This is a genomic window from Reichenbachiella sp., assembly GCF_039941815.1.
GTDB lineage: Bacteria > Bacteroidota > Bacteroidia > Cytophagales > Cyclobacteriaceae > Reichenbachiella.
The window spans coordinates 475,002-492,128 of record NZ_JBDVDW010000065.1 but is presented as its reverse complement, the minus strand read 5'-3'; the positions used below and the strand labels follow the sequence as shown (position 1 = coordinate 492,128).

The window sequence follows — 17,127 nt, the reverse complement described above, 5'->3', positions numbered from 1 at the left end:
TTTAATACCTTAACTGTCCACTTTTTGCTGACGGCCTACAGTTCACAGATTTTCATTATATTAGTAGTTCAGCATCTTGGGGTTAACCTTTAGAACCTTCGCCTATGAGATATTTTCAGTCCTTTTTGATCTTGATTGTTGGCATTAACCTAATGTAATGTGAATCCACTGACAAGAAGATCATTGCTTTTTAACAAGGCAAGCTGAACCTCAACAACTTTATCGCCTGCATCATCTTATCAAGCAATTGTTGATCTCTCAGCTCTGAGAGTAGTCAAAAACGATTAGGTGCTATTCTTGATACGCTGGTTGTTGAATACTATAAATCTGGAAGAGCAGACCTCGTCTTTTTTTATGAATGTTTTTCACTTCTTCGCTCCCAAAATAGTATCACCAGGATTTTAGTTAAAAAGTACAACGAGCTTAGTGAAGGGAATTTTATTGACAGAAACCTATTGCTGTCTTTTGTTGGGGAAATGCAACTCAATAGCCTGTCCACATTTTATAAAAGGATTCGATAGTATTAATAAACCACTTAAAACCAACCAAAAATGAGAAGAAGTACGAACATAAAATTTACTGGCTTGATTATTCTCCTTGTTGTCACTTCGGGAGCAGCAGCACAAAATCTCCTTCAAAAAGACACATCAAATTACAGATATTACAGAGAGCAGAGGGGTTTAGAAGATATATTGCACAGTGATGAAAATGGGCTTGTCCGACCTGATCTTTACAGAAGATCAGTAGAAGAATTTAAGCAAATTCGATCAGGCCAGTCGGCTTATCTGGGTGCCACAGTTCAGTGGAACCAAATAGGCCCAGCTCCTGCTACGGTTAATACTTACCTTGCCAAAAATGGACAATTGCCAGGGCCTAATGCAGGCGCCGTGATTGATATTGTGATTGATCCAAGTGGAAGTCAGGATATGATAGCTTATGCCATTGCCAATTCTGGTGGAGTTTGGAAAACTACCGATGGTGGCAACCTCTGGCTACCTAAAACAGACACTTTGGCAACCTTGTCATTCGGAGCCCTGGCTCTTGATCCGTCCAATCCACAAATTGTATATGCTGGAACAGGCAATCCATTCAACAATGGATATTACAGTGCGATCGGCATTTATGTGTCAAATGATGCAGGGGAAAGTTGGACAAAAACCCTGGGTGATAGTGTGTTGAATGGCATTCAAATAAACAAAATGATAGTTCCGGTAACCGGCACCATTTTGGTGGCCAGCAAGAAAGGATTGTTCCGGTCGACAGATTCAGGAACTTCTTATGCCAGGGTAATGATCAATGAAGATACCACCGGTTACATCACTGATCTCGACATGCTAGAAGGTGGAACCACAATCTGGGCATCGGTATATGGTCAAGGTATTTACATGTCGATAGACAGTGGAGCTTCGTTTGGCACAAATCTTTGGGGACCGGGGAATGGTGATGTTCCAAAAATCCCTTACGAATTTGTTTCCTTGGGAGTCTCTTCCGATGGGAACACCATGTATGCAAATGCGGAGCTGGATACTCCACAAAATGTTGGTGTTTGGAAATCAATTGACGGAGGAGATTGGTGGGAGGATATCAGTGAGAATGCAGTTAAGACAGTACCTGGATTACCCAAATGGAGACAAGTTAGTGAATGTCAATGTGGCTATGATCAAACCCTTGGCGTTGACCCGGCAGATGCTAATCGTGTTTATATGGGATTTCAGGATATGTGGCTTTCAGAGGATGGCGGTAACGCCTGGAAAGACGTTTCGTGGAGTTATGAAGCCGGAGTGGACCCTTTTACGGTTGAGCTAATGCATGTAGATCACCATGCATTGAGATTTAGCCCATCTTCTCATAGAACTGCCGGCCAGACAACACGTGTTTGGGTGGGCAATGATGGCGGAATATGGTCAAGTCAAAATGCCGGCGTCAATTGGAAAAATCACAACGTCGACACAACAGCAAATCCAGATGCAAGCTTCGCCACCAACCTCTTTAGAGGTATCGATACAGGAAGAGGAGCGAACAATAACAACTATACCTATGGTGGGATGCAAGACACAGGTACAGCAGCTGGTAGTGTACTTTACACGAATGGAAACCCACAGCCATGGAACGAGTGGCTCGGAGGAGATGGTTACCAGACAGCAGTTGATTGGACAGATCCCAAAAATGCCTATGGTATGTGGTTGATTAGGGGGAGATGGTCAATTGGATATACGAATGACGGAGGTGGGACATACAGTTGGTCTGTAGTTTCATGCTGGCCATCTGGCGATCCCAATAGCTTCTCAGAACTTGAGACGGGACCAACCAACCAATATGTGTACCTCGCCGGGGCATGTAACACTATGCCAACTCTTTTTTTTAGCACAGATTCTGCCAAAAACTTTGCCCCTTACTATCAATTTAGCAGTCTGACTGGCAGCGTTCGCTCAATAGGTGTTACTCCTGCCAATTCGGATACGGTATATGTTAGTCTTTCAACGGGGTCCATGATAAAATTGACTAATTCCAATGGACGAGTAGATACTACAGACATAAGTATTTCAAACGGAATGAAGAATCAGGTACCCCAGCTGGCTATAAATCAAAAGAAAGCTGATATGCTTGTTGCTGTGTTTCCGGGTTATTCTCAGCAAAAACTTCCTGCACCTTCCAAACATGTGTACTTGTCAATAGATGCAGGTGAAACCTTTAAGGATATCAGCGGAACCATCGGGACCGCTTGCATACCTGATATCCCTATATATGCTGCAGTATTTGACCCCAACACAACGCCCAATTCAATCCTTGTAGCTTCAGACTTGGGTGTTTTTCGAACGTACGACTTTGGTCTCACGTGGCATGTGGCCGGAACAGATTTACCCTTTGTACACACCACCGATTTAGAAATAGATGCAACAGTAAATCCTTCGCTAATTAAAGCTGGAACGTACGGGAGAAGTACCTGGAACTCCACTTTACCTGTTAACGATGAAGTATTTGGACAAATTTTACCCAATGTTCCAAGTGTCAAAAGCATGTTCTGGCAAAATACTTCGAATGAAGTGCTTGACATCAGCTGGGTCGCCCAAAATGGTTCGCAGACTCCATATGGTAATATTCCTGCAGATGGTAGCCTGACCCATTCAGCTCCTATGTATTATACTGGGGTAACCGTTGTTCGAGATTCATTAAACAACGTTGTTTTAGCTTATGTGGTCAATGGCAATGCAAATCAGAATGTGCTAATCTCCCAGGAAGCAGTTAATGCAGCCAAGACCTCTGCCCTTAAGGGTTTCCCTGGGCTTCGATCGTCTCCTAACCAGACTAATTATACTTCCAACTTTACAGCAAAAAATAACTCAAGTCAAGCTTTAAATATCAATACGGTTTCGACGGAAGGAATATCACAATTTTTGGTACAATTAGGTCCTGGCGATTCGACGACTGTTACGGATGTTTATTTTGGAGGTGCGTACACTTTTAGTACAGTGCAAGAAAAAGTGGTGGGTATTTATATAGCTACAGATGCACCCAACCAAGAAATGAGCACTACTGATCAATTTATTGAATACTGGAAATAGAAAGCGTGGATCATTCCCCCTTTGAGTCGATTCGCCGATTCAAGGTGAGGAGTGGGTTACTTCAAAGGGTCATCTATAGACGTAGTTTTTTGGTTTAAAGAAGCTCACTAACTTCCTATAGTGCGCGTTTGAGTGCAACGGAATCGTGTGCGAGTACTAACTTCAGTATTGTCATATTTGGTTAATTTTAGTGAAGGATAAAGTCTCACGAAACGAATATTTTAGAATATGCTGTAGAATTATATGAAGAAGTTTATTTTTCCACAGCCCAAGAATATGAACATGAAGATCGAGATGGTGAGACGAGGTATTTAAGTCATGAAGGTGCGGCCCTTGCAAATAGTTGTATTAAGAAGGGGGTAATGAAACGCGAATGGCTATTTAATCCATTTGTGTAAGAAGATGACCCCATTTACAAACAAATTGAGGACTAGCCTCAAAAAAATGAGTAATTCTTACCGGTTTGTTTTCCTGCTTGTTTGCGTACATTCTGTAAATCCTTAATTATTAAACCTTTACGGATTCTTGCCGAGGCCACTATAGTTATCAACTTTGAACGGATGTAGGTACCTGCTGATACCGAGACCTTACTATTTAGCCTATCTTTTGGGATAAAGTTTTTGAAAAGTGAACTAATTCCTTTTTCCATTTAGATTAATTCAAATTGAACTTCTTATTATTTCTTGAGAAACGAAAGAGGCAAAGGGTTGAATGTCTTGATTGACGCTAGCTTTCTCTAGAGCACTCATGTATTCATTTCTTTTTTCAACAGGAATGATAGTCCAGGGATAACCTCCTGAAGCTAGCATAGTATTCATTAAAAATCTCCCAATTCTACCATTTCCGTCCATATATGGATGAATGAAGGTGAATATAAAATGCCCCAAAATAGCTCGGACCGAGGGTTCGGTTTCATTTGTTAATAACTCGAACAATAATGGCATACAGTCACGAACTGCGTCTCTATTTAAGGGTACATGTTTAGAGTTTTTAATATAGACGGCATCATTTCTATAGCCAGCTAGATCGGATGGTTTTATTATACCCACAGCAACACTCGGTTGAAAAAGGGCTCTATACCAATCTCCATGATCAATATCGACGATTTGACCTGGATTCTGATCGTCAAGTATTTTTTTAATACTACCTTTTACCTCTTGAAAGGCATGCCAGTAGCCCCTTGCTGCCAATGCATTTTTTTGTTCCTGGTCTCGAGATTTTTTATCCGGATTCCAATTTCCAGCTCTAACACTTTCAATGAGCTCTGTCGTGACTTGATATCCCTCAATTGATAAGGAATGATAAGCATCTGCAGTATAAATTTCGTCAACGGATTTTAAGTAATCTTTGCTATTTATGGGTTTTCCAGGTGCCTTGGGAAAGATTTGGATGATAGGTTCTCTCATCTGCTGCCATAACAACCTTATGCGTTGAATGTAGGGTGACGATTCTCTGATATTTATTGAGTTTGGCAGTTTGTGTTCAAACGGGTCTGTTTCTCTGATATTATAGTCAGCAGATTTCATTGTTTTCACTATATCGTTTGCTATACGGTCATACCCTATATTTCTAAAAGCTCCAGCTAATCGTCCGGCAATAGTGGTATGGCCTCCATCGAGAAGCAACGTTAAAATATCAGAGGAATCTTTAATTAGACTTAATGCGGTTCTACTATCTATTGGATGTTGTCTAAAGAAACTCTCAGAACATGCAATTAACCCTGAAGAGACGGTATAAAGTTTTAATCTATCAACCTCTGTAAGTGAATTTTGGTTTGGTAATGCAAGCTTTGTGTCAAAAATTGAGGTTGCATATAGAAGTGAGGTTTGGTTGTTTTGACCCTTTGGAGATTTGATGAGAAGTTGGCTTGGAACGGTCCAATTACCACTGTGTAGCAGGAGCGATTGATCAGGGTAGAGACACCAATCATCTCCAAATCTGTCATTAAGATAATCGGAACAAAAGTTCCAAAATGAAGTGTACCAACTTGTACTGTCTCCCGGTACTTCGTCAGGCCTTGAGGAAATATACCATCCTTTTATGACTTCTTTGATAAAGCCGTGTTTTAGAAGTCTTTCTCTATGGGTTCTGGTAAGGTATCGAGCCTTGATTGTATTCGACTTACTGTTTTGAATCTGTTTCAGAACTTCGAGAGATTGTGCTAATTTTTCGGATGGTGACGCCATTGTGTAGGATATAGTATATTGAGCTGTGTCAAATATAGTATATTATGCGGTATAATAATTAGTATATTATGTTGTATTTGAATTAGTTTTTCATGATGTTTATATCTTAATCACTACATATCATAACAAATGATTTACGATTAGTTTACATATTTTGGGATAACTATCACCTTTCTGATAGCTACAGATTCTTGCCGAGGCCACTTTGCTTTTTTCAAATAGGGTGGAAGTCCATCAATTGAATAATAGCAGGATCCTAATAAGCTGATGTTAATTTCTATTACTTTTCGGATTCCATAGTAAATTGCACTCTCAATCGATTTTTTGTTCTTACAATCATTCGTATTCCTAATAAAAGTACAGCACTAAATGCCTAAAATATTTCCACTTAAGGGACAAATACAAAATTATGCCTGGGGCGGCCAGCAGTTTATTCCTGATCTTCTGGGTTTGACCAGTGAGGATGGTCCATATGCTGAATACTGGTTGGGTGCGCATGCCAATTCACCATCAAGAGTGATACATAACAGTGAAGAGGTAAATCTGGACCAATTTATTAATGAAAATATAGAAAAGACCCTGGGGGAGAGAGTTGCCAGCGAGTTTGGCAGATTACCTTTTCTATTTAAAGTTCTGGATGTCAAAGATATGTTATCCATACAGGTGCACCCTTCAAAGAAAGAAGCTGAAAAAGGGTTTGCCAGAGAGAATGATGAAGGAATTGCATTGGATGCTGCCAATAGGAACTATAAAGACGATAACCACAAGCCGGAAATAATGGTGGCTTTGAGTGAGTTTTGGCTTTTGCATGGTTTCCTTCCTCGGGAGCAAATGACGGAAATACTGACGACGACCCCCGAATTAAATTTCCTCATTGATATCTTTCAACAAGAAGGGTATTTTGGGTTGTATAAAAGTGTAATGTTACAATCGGACGAGGAGCGATCGAAACGGTTGCAACCTTTACTCTCTCGAATTCTTCCCTTGTATCATGCAGGTAAATTGGATAAATCATCTCCAGATTATTGGGCAGCTAAAGCAGCCATCACATTTGAAAACGAGGTGCCGGATAGAGGAATTTATTCTATCTATTTTTCAAATATTGTACGCCTTGAAACTGGACAGGCCATCTTTCAGGATGCTGGTGTTCCTCATGCCTATCTCGAAGGGCAAAACATGGAACTGATGGCCAATTCAGACAATGTGCTCAGAGGTGGGCTTACACCAAAGCACGTGGATGTGGATGAATTACTCAAACACGTAATATTTAAGGAGACTTATCCGGAGATTATGAGTGGAGAAGTTCAGCCAGATCGTTTGGAAAAAATCTATAAAAGCCCGGCACCAGACTTTGAACTGAGCAAGATCGACCTGAATTCTCAGGATGTATATCAGGCGAATTCGTCTACCGTAGCCATAATTATGGTACTGAGTGGTGAAGTGTTGTTAAAAGAAGGAATAGAAAAAATCGGATTGACCAGAGGAGAGGCTGCATTCATTGTCGCAAACTCTGATTATAAAATAGAATGCATAGATCCAACCACTATTTTCAAAGCTGCAGTTCCTTAGTTTTGCTGTACTTGCTGTGACTGGTAAGATCGCATCACTTTGCCTAGTGTGAATCCTTGATAGAGTACCGAGCAGACCACCACCACATAGGTCATGGTCACTATGATCTCTTGACCAGGAAACCCAGACAGCGATAGTGATACTGCCACAGGCAGACCACCACGCAGAGCACCCCAGGAAAGTACAGATATGGTGCCTTTGTCAAATTCATGATGGCTGGACATCAACTTTATAGGAAGAAATACGCTAATCCACCTTCCAAAAAGAACAATGTTAAGTGCAAAAAATCCTGCAGCGAAGTAATCAAGTCTAAGCGGGATTACTAACATTTCAAAACCAATCAATACGAATAGCATCGCAGCAAGTGACTCTTCCATCAGTTTCCAAAACTTAAATACATAATATCCTACCGCGCTCTCTTCCTCAGAAGAAGCGTCAAAGTTGCGAATGACAAGCCCTGAAGTCACCGCTACGAGCATAGAGGAGACTGATAAGTAATGAGCTGCAAACGAGCCTACCATCACAAGCGCCATGGTAATTAATACCTCAACCTGAGCTTCATCATTATCAATAAACTTCAAAGCCTGATAGCCTATCCAACCAAATAGAAGACCCAAAATAAGTCCGCCGCCCAAGTCTTTTGTCACTACCCATGCTGATCCTCCAAAAGACAATCCACCAGCAATGGCGCCCTCTCTGGATAAGTTGACTAGAACTAACGCTAGAACGATCGCTATACCACCGTTCAATAAGGCCTCTCCAGCGATCTTATTTTCGAGCTCGCTAGACAGTCGATGTCTTTGGATCATTTTGGTAATAGCCACAGGATCTGTGGATGAAATGAGCGCTCCAAAGACTAAACAACCGATAAAGTCAAGCTCAATATTCAGAAAATCGAGCGTAAAGTAAATCAGTGTACCAATTACACCGGTGGAAATCATGACACCAAAAAATGCAAGGACAAGCACGGGAATCAACTGATTACCCAACTTAGAGAAATCAATGTTCAAGGCACCAGCGAACAACATGACACTTAGAACAAATCGAACCAATATCTCTTCCATATCAAAAGCTTTTACGTGCTCAGCCAGATGATATTCAGGATAAATTAACCCAAATACCAATACCAGTAATGAGAGCAGTAATGCCAAAATACTTAGACCGATAGAAGAAGGCAACTTGAGGTAAAAGGTATTCAGAAAGATGAATAATCCTGAGAAGAATATTAATACGGCAATGATGTCGAATATTTGCATGCTTCAATCTTTGGTTGAAATTAGTTATATAATGCCTTATTTCAAGACCCAAAAGTAATTTTTTAATCTTAATGTCTGTATAAACTTTTTTATAATAGGTATAAAAAATGCTTATTTGATTTGTATTGATGTGCCTGGATAAACCAATTGATTGTGGATAAAATGAAACTAAAATTGATGGACTTTTATATCTTTCCGAATAAATAGACCAATTTTCAATGCCATGACGCAAGCATCAGACACGATTCTGGAGGCTAAATTCAGCCCTAATATTAAGCTTTATACGCTATTATATGTGTCTTTTTTTATGACTCTCTCAGTAGTTGGGATTGGCATACTTCCCTTTTGGTTTTTAGGCCTGGGGCAATACATTAGCCGGCGCTACTTCGAAGGCCTGTCTTGTCGATTGACCCCTCATCATCTTCAATTCAGTAAGGGAGTACTTTTCAAGGTCGAAAAAACCATTCCCCTCGAAAATATCCAGGATTTGACCTTTATTGAGAACCCACTATTGAATATGCTTCAACTGAAAATTCTTAAAATAGAAACCGCTGGCCAAAGCAACCCGATGAAAAACGATATGCAATTGGTGGGAATCATAGATGCAAATGATTTTAAAGAAGCTGTGCTCATTCAGAGAGAACAGCTGAGCAAAAACAAAAACTCAAATCCGACCGGAGAGGAATCCAATACCGAAACCGTAAGCCTACTCCGTGAAATCAAAGACCTTCTGATCGATATCAAAAATAAACCATAACATAAAGTCAAGGTTGGATTGACGTTCTTGAAAGAAATTATACAAATTTATTGCGTAACCGAATGATTACATTTATAATTGTAACCAAACGGTTACATTAATTATGAGAAGGGATGTTTTTCAAGCAATAGCTGACCCAGTGAGGAGAGATATTATCGAGCTACTGGCAGAAGATACTATGAGTGTCAATGCAGTGGCAGATAAGTTCGATGTGAGTCGTCCGGCCATTTCAAAGCATCTTAAAATTTTAGATGAGTGTGGTATCATCACTATCAGTCAGCATGGAAGGGAGCGCCTTTGCCAGATAAAACCTGCGAATCTTATTCCGGCATTTATGTGGATAGACCAATACCGCCGACTCTGGGAGGATAGATTGGATTCGTTCGAAAATTATTTAGATAAACTACAAACAAAAAATAAAAAAGATGAGTAACACCAATGACTTAAACAAAAGAACATTGACCCTCGAAAGGGTATTTAATGCACCTATCAAGCTAGTATGGGAGGCATGGACTCAGCCCGACCACATTGCTAAATGGTGGGGTCCAAAAGGTATGGAGGTCAGTATTGTCGAACATTCCTTCAAGGTAGGCGGAGCTTGGAAGTTTGCCATGGTCATGCCGGACGGCAAGGAATTTATCACAGAAGGAATATATTCTGAAATAGTACCTGAAAAGAAAATTATTTCATCGGCAGACTTTAAGCCTATGACCGAAGGAGTCGAAATACAAGCTCATTTTGAAGGCTTGGGAGACAAAACAAAATTTGTTTTCAAAGTGGTACACGAGACAGAAGAATATTGCAAACAGCAGGAAGAGATGGGATTCTATAACGGATGGGGTTCAGTATTTGAAAACCTTAATGAATTTCTAAACGCCAAGGTGGCTGAGTCCTGACCACCAATACCCAATCCATCAGGCAAGAGACTGGTTACAGACACTAAGGTGAAAAGTTTGAGATGGTTAGCAGCGAACAATACACAGAAATCAAATAAGCGTGTATTGTTCGCTTTTTTTATTCTGCATCTCAAAGACCATCAGGAACACTGGCTTTCTTTCAACTTTTTGCAAATAATTCGCTAAATTATTCAGTTGAGAATTAAATGAAGCTATGGAATATGATTAGGAGATGTCTGCTTGCTCTACCGTTTATTTTAGTCACACCCTTTTTGTTTGGACAAATTCCAGAGCTGGATAGCTTGGAAAAAACCCTGCAAAACTACCCGGCACAAGATACGATTCGTGTCAATCTGCTAAATGAGATTGCCCTCAAGGTCAATCGATACGATCTGGAGAAAACCTACAGGTATAGTCGACAGGCTAGTGTTCTTGCGGATAGCCTCGGATATAGCAAAGGCAAGGCGGATGGCCTTAGACTCTTAGGGGAGTACTACATGCGAAAAGCAATCCCGGTGGTGGATACGGCCAAATTTCATCTGTCAGAAGCTTTAGAATTATTTGAATCCATAGATGACAAACAGGGTATGGGGCTTACTTTTCGAAGTTTGGGCACTTGTTATTTTTATCTCAACGATTTCTATCAATCTCTACAGTATTCACATCAGTCTCTGAGGATTTTTGAAGAACTGGACGAAAAAGAAGAAATAGCCAATATTCTCACTAATATCGGGTCGCTGCATTCCATTATTTATAATTCTGCGGAAGCGTTGGACTATTATTCCAGGGCTCTCACCATATTCGAAGAGCTTGGGATCAAGTTTAAGCTCGCAGTCTGTCTTTTCAATATCGCAGATTTGCATATCAAAATGGGCAACTATCAAGATGCACAGACAAATCTGGAGGGAAGTATGGTGATTCTTGAGGAACTCAATTTAAAGACGATGATTCCCGGTGCATTGAATAATCTTGGCAATATTAAGAAGCTTCAAAAGGACTATGCAGCGGCACTAGGCCATTACAACAACTCTCTCAAACAAAGTGAAATACTTGGTCTTTCCGGCAATATTTGTGACAATATGATCGGGCTGGCAGAAGTGCATTATGAGCTCAAGAACTATGAACCGGCAAAGGAATTTGCAATGAAGGGATTGGCCATAGCCAATGAATCGGGCATTTTGGAAAGACAAAAACTGGCCAATGCGATACTTCCTAAAATTTATGAAGCACAGGGAGATTACCAAAAAGCTTATCAATATCACAAACGATTCAAATTGCTGAGCGATAGCTTGCTAGATGAAGAGAGCATAAAAAAGCTGGCAGGAGTTGAATACCAGTATAAGTTCGATCAGGAAACCCAGGCGCTAAAACTGGCTCAGCATAGAAAGAATGTCAAGCAAGCTCAGCAGTTTAGAAAACAGGAGGCAGTGAGGAAAACTCTGATTTTTGGTTTCATCATGGTGATATTATTAGTGGCCGTGGTGATGTATAGTTTGATCCAAAAGCGGAAAGCCAACCGTATCCTGACTGAGCAAAAAGAGGCAATCGATGCACAGGCTGAAGAACTTAAACTGAATAATCAGAAACTCACTGCATTAAACAAATCAAAAGATGATATATTCTCCATAATAGCTCACGATCTTAGAAGCCCTGTTGGAAATATTAAGGCCTTTATTGAGCTCATTTTATCCAATCAGAAAAATTACAATCAGAAAGAGATAATGAGTATTTTGACCCGGTTGGGTGAGCAAAGTGCATCCGTATTTAATATCTTAGAGAATCTCTTTGCCTGGGCCAATAGCCAGCGGCAGAATATAGTACTCAACAAAGCTTCCCAGCCCATTAGCGCCGCTATTGTACCCACTATCACCCTTCTTAATGATAGCGCTAAGTCCAAGAAAATCACGATTATCAATAAGACAGATTCATCCATCAGCGCCAGCTATGATTTGACGCTGATATCTACTGTGGTCAGAAATCTGCTCGCAAACGCCATCAAATTCACCAATGAAAACGGTAAAATCATAATCGATGTGGTGGCTGAGGAAGGCCAGATAATAACCTCGATTGAAGACGACGGAGTAGGTATAGACCCTGATAAAGCACAATCGCTTTTTGATGCGGATACCTTTGAAACCAGCTTAGGAACCAATTCTGAAAGGGGCTCAGGCCTAGGACTAAAACTTTGCTATGAGTTTGTGACAAAACACAACGGACGCATTTGGGTGGAAAGCAAAGAAGGAGAGGGCAGTACATTTATTTTCACACTCCCCATAGACTAGTCAGCCAATATCCATTTCACTAAGAGCCTCAAAGGGCTAATGATCCGTGCAGCTATAAGAATTTACCTGCTATTTCCTCTCATTTTACAAAACTGAGAAAGACTCACAGGTCTAATCCCCATTTCAAAATTTTGCGCCAAGTATACTTACAGCAAAAACTTTGATTATGAATATGCTTAGACCATTATATCTATTATTAATCATTTGTGCGACCGGTAGCTGTAGCAGTGAAAATACCGAACCTGTACCGGACGATGTTGTCGTTTTTGATGCTTGTGACAACCCTACCACAGAAGGTGTCAATGATAAGCGCTGCCTTTATACAGTGTCCACCCTGACCGAAAGCTTCAACGGGAGTGGAGGATTGACCGTCGATGAAAATGACTTTATATATGTCGCCGACTTTGGTAGTGTGATCAACAACGCCGACGGAGAAATCGTATCCAAAATTGATCCGGAAACAGGAGAAGTAACCGAATTCGCTATAGGGTTAAAGGGTCCATCCGGTAATGCGTTTGCAAAAAATGGAAACCTGATTCAAGCCAACATTCAAGGTAACTTTGTAAGCGAAATAACGCCGGAAGGAGTAGTGTCCACCATTTCTGATGAAGGTTTGATCAGCCCTGTAGGCGTAGTTTTAGACGAAGATCAAAATATATATGTGTGTAACTGCGGAGGCAATTCCATACAAAAAATCAATCAGAATGGAGCTTCCACTGTGTTTGTATCTGATCCTGCTCTCAACTGCCCCAATGGAGCGACCATCGACACCGATGGCAATATTTATGTTGCCAATTTCAATAACTCCAGTATCATCAAAATTGCTCCTGATGCCAGCCTTGAGGTCTTTGCCACCTTGCCAGGAAACAATAATTCACATCTGGTATTTGGCAACGGCGTGATTTATGCACTCAGCCGTGGCAACGATAGATTATACGAGGTCACCCTTGACGGTGAAATATCAGTAATTGCTGGCAATGACGAAATAGGGAACGTGGACGGAAGTGGAGAAGAAGCCACCTTCTTTATACCCAATGGAATAGGAATCAGCAACGATGGGAGCAAAATATATGTAGTATCTAGATTAGTGGGCGTTGGTACTCCGCTGAATCCGGTCGTAGTACGAGTGATTGAAAAAAAATAGTGAATGGATGCTGTACCAGGCCAGCACCTCTTCTATATTTTTCTGAAGAGGTCCGGTCAGGTTGGAATTACCACTTTTTAGGACTGAATGAATGATTTGGGTGTAGTTCCTTCCATTCTTCTGAATACGCGATAGAAAGTGGCCAGACTCCCGAAACCGGCGTCGTACGCAATCGATTCAATCGTATACTGTCGACTCTGAGAGCTGTTCAGTCTTACCTTGGCCTCTTCCACTCTGTGCTGATTCATCAAGTCCCTGAAACTTAACCCGGAATGTGCCTTAATCATCTTGTTCAACTGGTTTTTTGAATAGCCCAGCTCTTTGGCCAAGGACTGAATATCATATTCCGGGTCTCTGTATGGCTTGTTGTCTGAAATAAATCCAAGCAGTTCTTCATAGGCCGCTGTCACCTTATTCGTAGCTCTATGGGCGTGCTTTGCCAAATTTGTATTTCGTAGAAAGTAAAGTTCTTTTGGAGAACGAATGCTTTTCAAGAAGAAAGCCAGTAATAAGCCAGAAACCCAAAATTCATATAAGTATTCCGACCAGGGAATTAGATGCATCCCTGCATTCAAAGAAAAGACCGAAAATAGACTCATTATGATAATAAAGCCTTGCCCGAAAATTAATTGTTTCATCCATACGTGCATCGGCCTGTTGCCATGTGCTGCTCTTGATTGATTCAACAATACCCAAGAGCTGATCATATAGAAAACAGACTGCACACTAAAAATGATCATATTGATATTATGAATCGGATGAGTGTATCCTCCATCCATCAAGTTGAGATAATGAAGCTTGTAATAACCTGGCTGAATGTAAAACTCCATGGTACTCAAAACCATCCATAGGATAGGAATAGCGTGCCAAGAGTCTCTCCAAGTCACGTGCTGGTTGGTACAATGCAGTCTGATGTAAAAAAACAGGATAGGACCAAAAAAGTACCAAACAGAATCCAAAGCAAAAATCATATGAGGAAAAGTCTCGTAGCCCACCGTTTCTTTGAGCAACTCCTCTGTCAGAGAAATTGCACATAGCAGAGAAGTCACCGCCAGCAACGCTCTAGCCTGTTTGGACCCTTTGGTCTGCGTAGGAAAAATGATAAACAGTAGATAGCCTTGAATAGTAGAGTAAGCGACAATGCTTATCCATGCAATCGAGAGGACATCTGAGGACATAGGAGTATGTTTGATTGATTATGATAGACTAGTAACAATTGACTTGGTTGATTAACGTATCTTCTAGTCTATAAAAATTTTAATACTCACAATTCTCATTTCTTCTTTTTCTTCTTAAAGATATCCCAAAAGCGCTTTTTCTTCTTTTCAGGAACAGCCGTAGAATCCTCATCTTCCGAGTATTCCAGGCCGCTGTTACGGTTTTTCTTAGTTTTCTTTTTAAATACTTTTACCAAAAAATTATCCTCTCGATGCAGCTCACAGTCAGCCAGATCATTGTCGAAGTCAAAATCAGTTCTTAGCTTTTTGGCTAGCTCCTGATCCACTTTTACCTTCTGATAAAATTTAGCCCAAATCGGCAAAGCCATATTTGCCCCCTGACCATCTTTGATTGAGCTGAAATGCAACCCCGGATTATCAGCGCCCACCCAGACCACACCCAGCCATTCTGGGGTATAGCCTACAAACCAGCCGTCAGCATGATTCTGAGTAGTCCCAGTCTTGGCGGCTATGGGGTCATTGACGCCATACCAGCTTCGCAGTCTACGTGCAGTACCCTTATCAGCCACCGATCGCATCATATTGGTGATCTGATGGGAGACTTTGGCAGTCAAAACTCTCTTTGACTCATCAAACTTGTTTATGTATATTTCCTTGCCCTCAGCATCTTCAATTCTGGTGATCACCACCTGCTGATGTTGCCAGCCCTCATTTGCGAATGGTGTGTAAATTCTGCTGATCTCCTCGACTGACATATTAGCAACCCCTAGTGCAAGCGAAGGCACCTTCGGCAATCCTTCACCAGCCCCCAACTGCTCCGCAAATGCAATCACATCCTCGATACCAGACTCCATCAGGAGTTTTACACTTACCGTATTGGTAGAATGTGTTAAGCCACCGATCAGAGACGAGCTCCCATCATAATTTCCATTACTATTCTGAGGTGTCCAGTCGTCGTATTGGGTATACCTCACCTGCTGATTCGAAACAAAATCGCAAGGCTCATATCCATCATTTAGAGCCTTGGCGTAGACAATAGGCTTAAAAACCGAACCCACCTGTCGTTCGGATACGATATGGTCATACTGTGAAGATTGGTAATCACGCCCTCCCACCCAAGCCAGCACATGTCCATTATGAGGATTAGTCACTAGAAAACCAGATTGCAGAGTAGCATCTATCTCCTCCGAAAGCTTGCCTTGCTGCCTTAGATCCGTATTAAACGTTCGTTGCAATTGATCCAAGTGAGCCACTACTGCTTGCTGGGCATACTGCTGCATACGAGAATCTATAGTGGTGTAGATTTGAACGCCATCCGTCTCCAATGCAATTTCTTTGTCAGCTGCTGTATTGTACTCCGCCAGAATAGCTTCCACCTGCTTTCGCAAATGCTGTGTCAAATGCAGTGCCGATGAGGCCTCAGAAGAATTTCTGCTATAATTCAAGGTGAGTGGTAGCGCCTGGAGACGCTGAGTTTCCTCACTGCTCAAATATTCCTGCTTTTGCATTTGAGACAGGACTACATTTCTACGTGATTCGGATTTTTCCGGATGCAATCGTGGGTTGTAGGCAGTTGGTGATTTGAGCATCCCAATCAGCACAGCAGCCTCTTCTGTTTTGATATCGGCTGGAGATACAGAAAAGAATCGTTCGCAGGCTGTTTTTATACCATAGGTGTCCTCGCCTAATGAGACTGTATTCAGATAGAGTTCAAGGATCTCTTCCTTGCTGTACACTTGATTTAGCTTGTTGGCTATGATTATTTCTCTTGCTTTGACAGCAGGCATCGTGAGCCAGCCATGATTCTGACGGCCAAATACATTTTTAGCCAATTGCTGACTAATCGTACTTCCACCACCAGCATTTTGACCTAGTAGGATGGACTTTACTATCACTCGAATCAAACTTTGATGATCCACGCCCTGGTGCTCAAAGAAGCGAGAGTCTTCTGTAGCGACGAGCGCCTGAATGATGATCGGTGAAATGTCCTCAATAGCTACTTCAGATCGATTTTCAAGAAAGTATCTTCCGATCACCTTACCATCATGGGTGTATACTTCGGAAGCTTGGGCATTGATCAGATTTCTTAACTCCTCGTGATCCGGAACAGGACCGAAGACCCCTACATATACGGCTCCAAAAAAGCCGATAAACAATATCAGAATGAATATGGCCAGCCTCAAAGCCCATTGAATCAACCGAACAGTTAGACTGGGTTTGTCTGCTTTCGTACTTTTTTTACTCTTTCGTTTCTTGGTAGTCATAGCTAGCTAGTGGAACGCAATATTCTCTAAAT

General features: G+C 41.3%; 11 protein-coding genes. 7 read left to right on the top strand and 4 right to left on the bottom strand.

Annotation, left to right across the window (positions count from 1 at the left end; genetic code table 11):
- Positions 1-551 precede the first annotated feature (551 nt).
- On the top strand, positions 552-3,563 hold the full coding sequence (locus ABJF11_RS19160; RefSeq protein WP_348121811.1) for a hypothetical protein: 3,012 nt from the start codon (positions 552-554) through the stop codon (positions 3,561-3,563).
- Positions 3,564-4,222: 659 nt separating this feature from the next.
- Here the strand turns inward: ABJF11_RS19160 and ABJF11_RS19155 are convergent.
- The gene (locus ABJF11_RS19155) at positions 4,223-5,749 is read right to left on the bottom strand and encodes a Fic family protein (protein WP_348121809.1); all 1,527 of its coding nucleotides are present in this window, start codon (positions 5,747-5,749) and stop codon (positions 4,223-4,225) included.
- Between the two features lie 369 nt (positions 5,750-6,118).
- Here ABJF11_RS19155 and manA point away from each other — a divergent pair, with 369 nt between their 5' ends.
- Complete coding sequence (manA, locus tag ABJF11_RS19150; protein WP_348121808.1) at positions 6,119-7,318, top strand: mannose-6-phosphate isomerase, class I; 1,200 nt, start codon at positions 6,119-6,121, stop codon at positions 7,316-7,318.
- Here manA and ABJF11_RS19145 read toward each other — a convergent pair.
- A complete protein-coding gene (locus tag ABJF11_RS19145) occupies positions 7,315-8,574 on the bottom strand; it encodes a cation:proton antiporter (RefSeq protein ID WP_348121807.1) in 1,260 nt (419 codons plus the stop codon). The two genes, manA and ABJF11_RS19145, sit on opposite strands and share 4 nt — an antisense overlap.
- Before the next feature lie 223 nt (positions 8,575-8,797).
- On the opposite strand from ABJF11_RS19145, the gene ABJF11_RS19140 reads away from it, so the two are divergent.
- From ABJF11_RS19140 to ABJF11_RS19120, 5 genes are all read left to right on the top strand, one after another.
- A complete protein-coding gene (locus ABJF11_RS19140; RefSeq protein WP_348121806.1) occupies positions 8,798-9,331 on the top strand; it encodes a PH domain-containing protein in 534 nt (177 codons plus the stop codon).
- Between the two features lie 103 nt (positions 9,332-9,434).
- Entirely contained in the window at positions 9,435-9,764 is a 330-nt protein-coding gene (locus ABJF11_RS19135; protein ID WP_348121805.1) for a metalloregulator ArsR/SmtB family transcription factor, read from the top strand.
- Positions 9,757-10,227 (top strand): SRPBCC domain-containing protein, encoded by a 471-nt coding sequence (locus tag ABJF11_RS19130; RefSeq protein WP_348121804.1) that lies wholly within the window; start codon positions 9,757-9,759, stop codon positions 10,225-10,227. Before ABJF11_RS19135 ends, ABJF11_RS19130 begins: the two co-directional genes overlap by 8 nt.
- A 206-nt stretch (positions 10,228-10,433) precedes the next feature.
- Positions 10,434-12,509: a tetratricopeptide repeat-containing sensor histidine kinase gene (locus ABJF11_RS19125; RefSeq protein WP_348121803.1), complete on the top strand. Its 2,076-nt coding sequence runs from the start codon at positions 10,434-10,436 to the stop codon at positions 12,507-12,509.
- A gap of 166 nt (positions 12,510-12,675) precedes the next feature.
- On the top strand, positions 12,676-13,653 hold the full coding sequence (locus ABJF11_RS19120; RefSeq protein WP_348121802.1) for a hypothetical protein: 978 nt from the start codon (positions 12,676-12,678) through the stop codon (positions 13,651-13,653).
- Positions 13,654-13,730: 77 nt separating this feature from the next.
- Here ABJF11_RS19120 and ABJF11_RS19115 read toward each other — a convergent pair whose 3' ends face one another.
- Positions 13,731-14,831, bottom strand: coding sequence for a helix-turn-helix domain-containing protein (locus ABJF11_RS19115; protein ID WP_348121801.1), 1,101 nt, complete (start codon positions 14,829-14,831; stop codon positions 13,731-13,733).
- Positions 14,832-14,926: 95 nt separating this feature from the next.
- Positions 14,927-17,095 carry a transglycosylase domain-containing protein gene (locus ABJF11_RS19110; protein ID WP_348121800.1) on the bottom strand — a complete coding sequence of 723 codons (2,169 nt, stop codon included), beginning with the start codon at positions 17,093-17,095 and terminating at the stop codon, positions 14,927-14,929.
- Positions 17,096-17,127 lie beyond the last annotated feature (32 nt).

Coding starts and splice junctions, on each gene's coding strand:
- ABJF11_RS19160 (WP_348121811.1), top strand. CDS start 552: ATGAGAAGAAGTACGAACATAAAATTTACTGGCTTGATTATTCTCCTT.
- ABJF11_RS19155 (WP_348121809.1), bottom strand. CDS start 5,749: ATGGCGTCACCATCCGAAAAATTAGCACAATCTCTCGAAGTTCTGAAA.
- manA (WP_348121808.1), top strand. CDS start 6,119: ATGCCTAAAATATTTCCACTTAAGGGACAAATACAAAATTATGCCTGG.
- ABJF11_RS19145 (WP_348121807.1), bottom strand. CDS start 8,574: ATGCAAATATTCGACATCATTGCCGTATTAATATTCTTCTCAGGATTA.
- ABJF11_RS19140 (WP_348121806.1), top strand. CDS start 8,798: ATGACGCAAGCATCAGACACGATTCTGGAGGCTAAATTCAGCCCTAAT.
- ABJF11_RS19135 (WP_348121805.1), top strand. CDS start 9,435: ATGAGAAGGGATGTTTTTCAAGCAATAGCTGACCCAGTGAGGAGAGAT.
- ABJF11_RS19130 (WP_348121804.1), top strand. CDS start 9,757: ATGAGTAACACCAATGACTTAAACAAAAGAACATTGACCCTCGAAAGG.
- ABJF11_RS19125 (WP_348121803.1), top strand. CDS start 10,434: ATGAAGCTATGGAATATGATTAGGAGATGTCTGCTTGCTCTACCGTTT.
- ABJF11_RS19120 (WP_348121802.1), top strand. CDS start 12,676: ATGAATATGCTTAGACCATTATATCTATTATTAATCATTTGTGCGACC.
- ABJF11_RS19115 (WP_348121801.1), bottom strand. CDS start 14,831: ATGTCCTCAGATGTCCTCTCGATTGCATGGATAAGCATTGTCGCTTAC.
- ABJF11_RS19110 (WP_348121800.1), bottom strand. CDS start 17,095: ATGACTACCAAGAAACGAAAGAGTAAAAAAAGTACGAAAGCAGACAAA.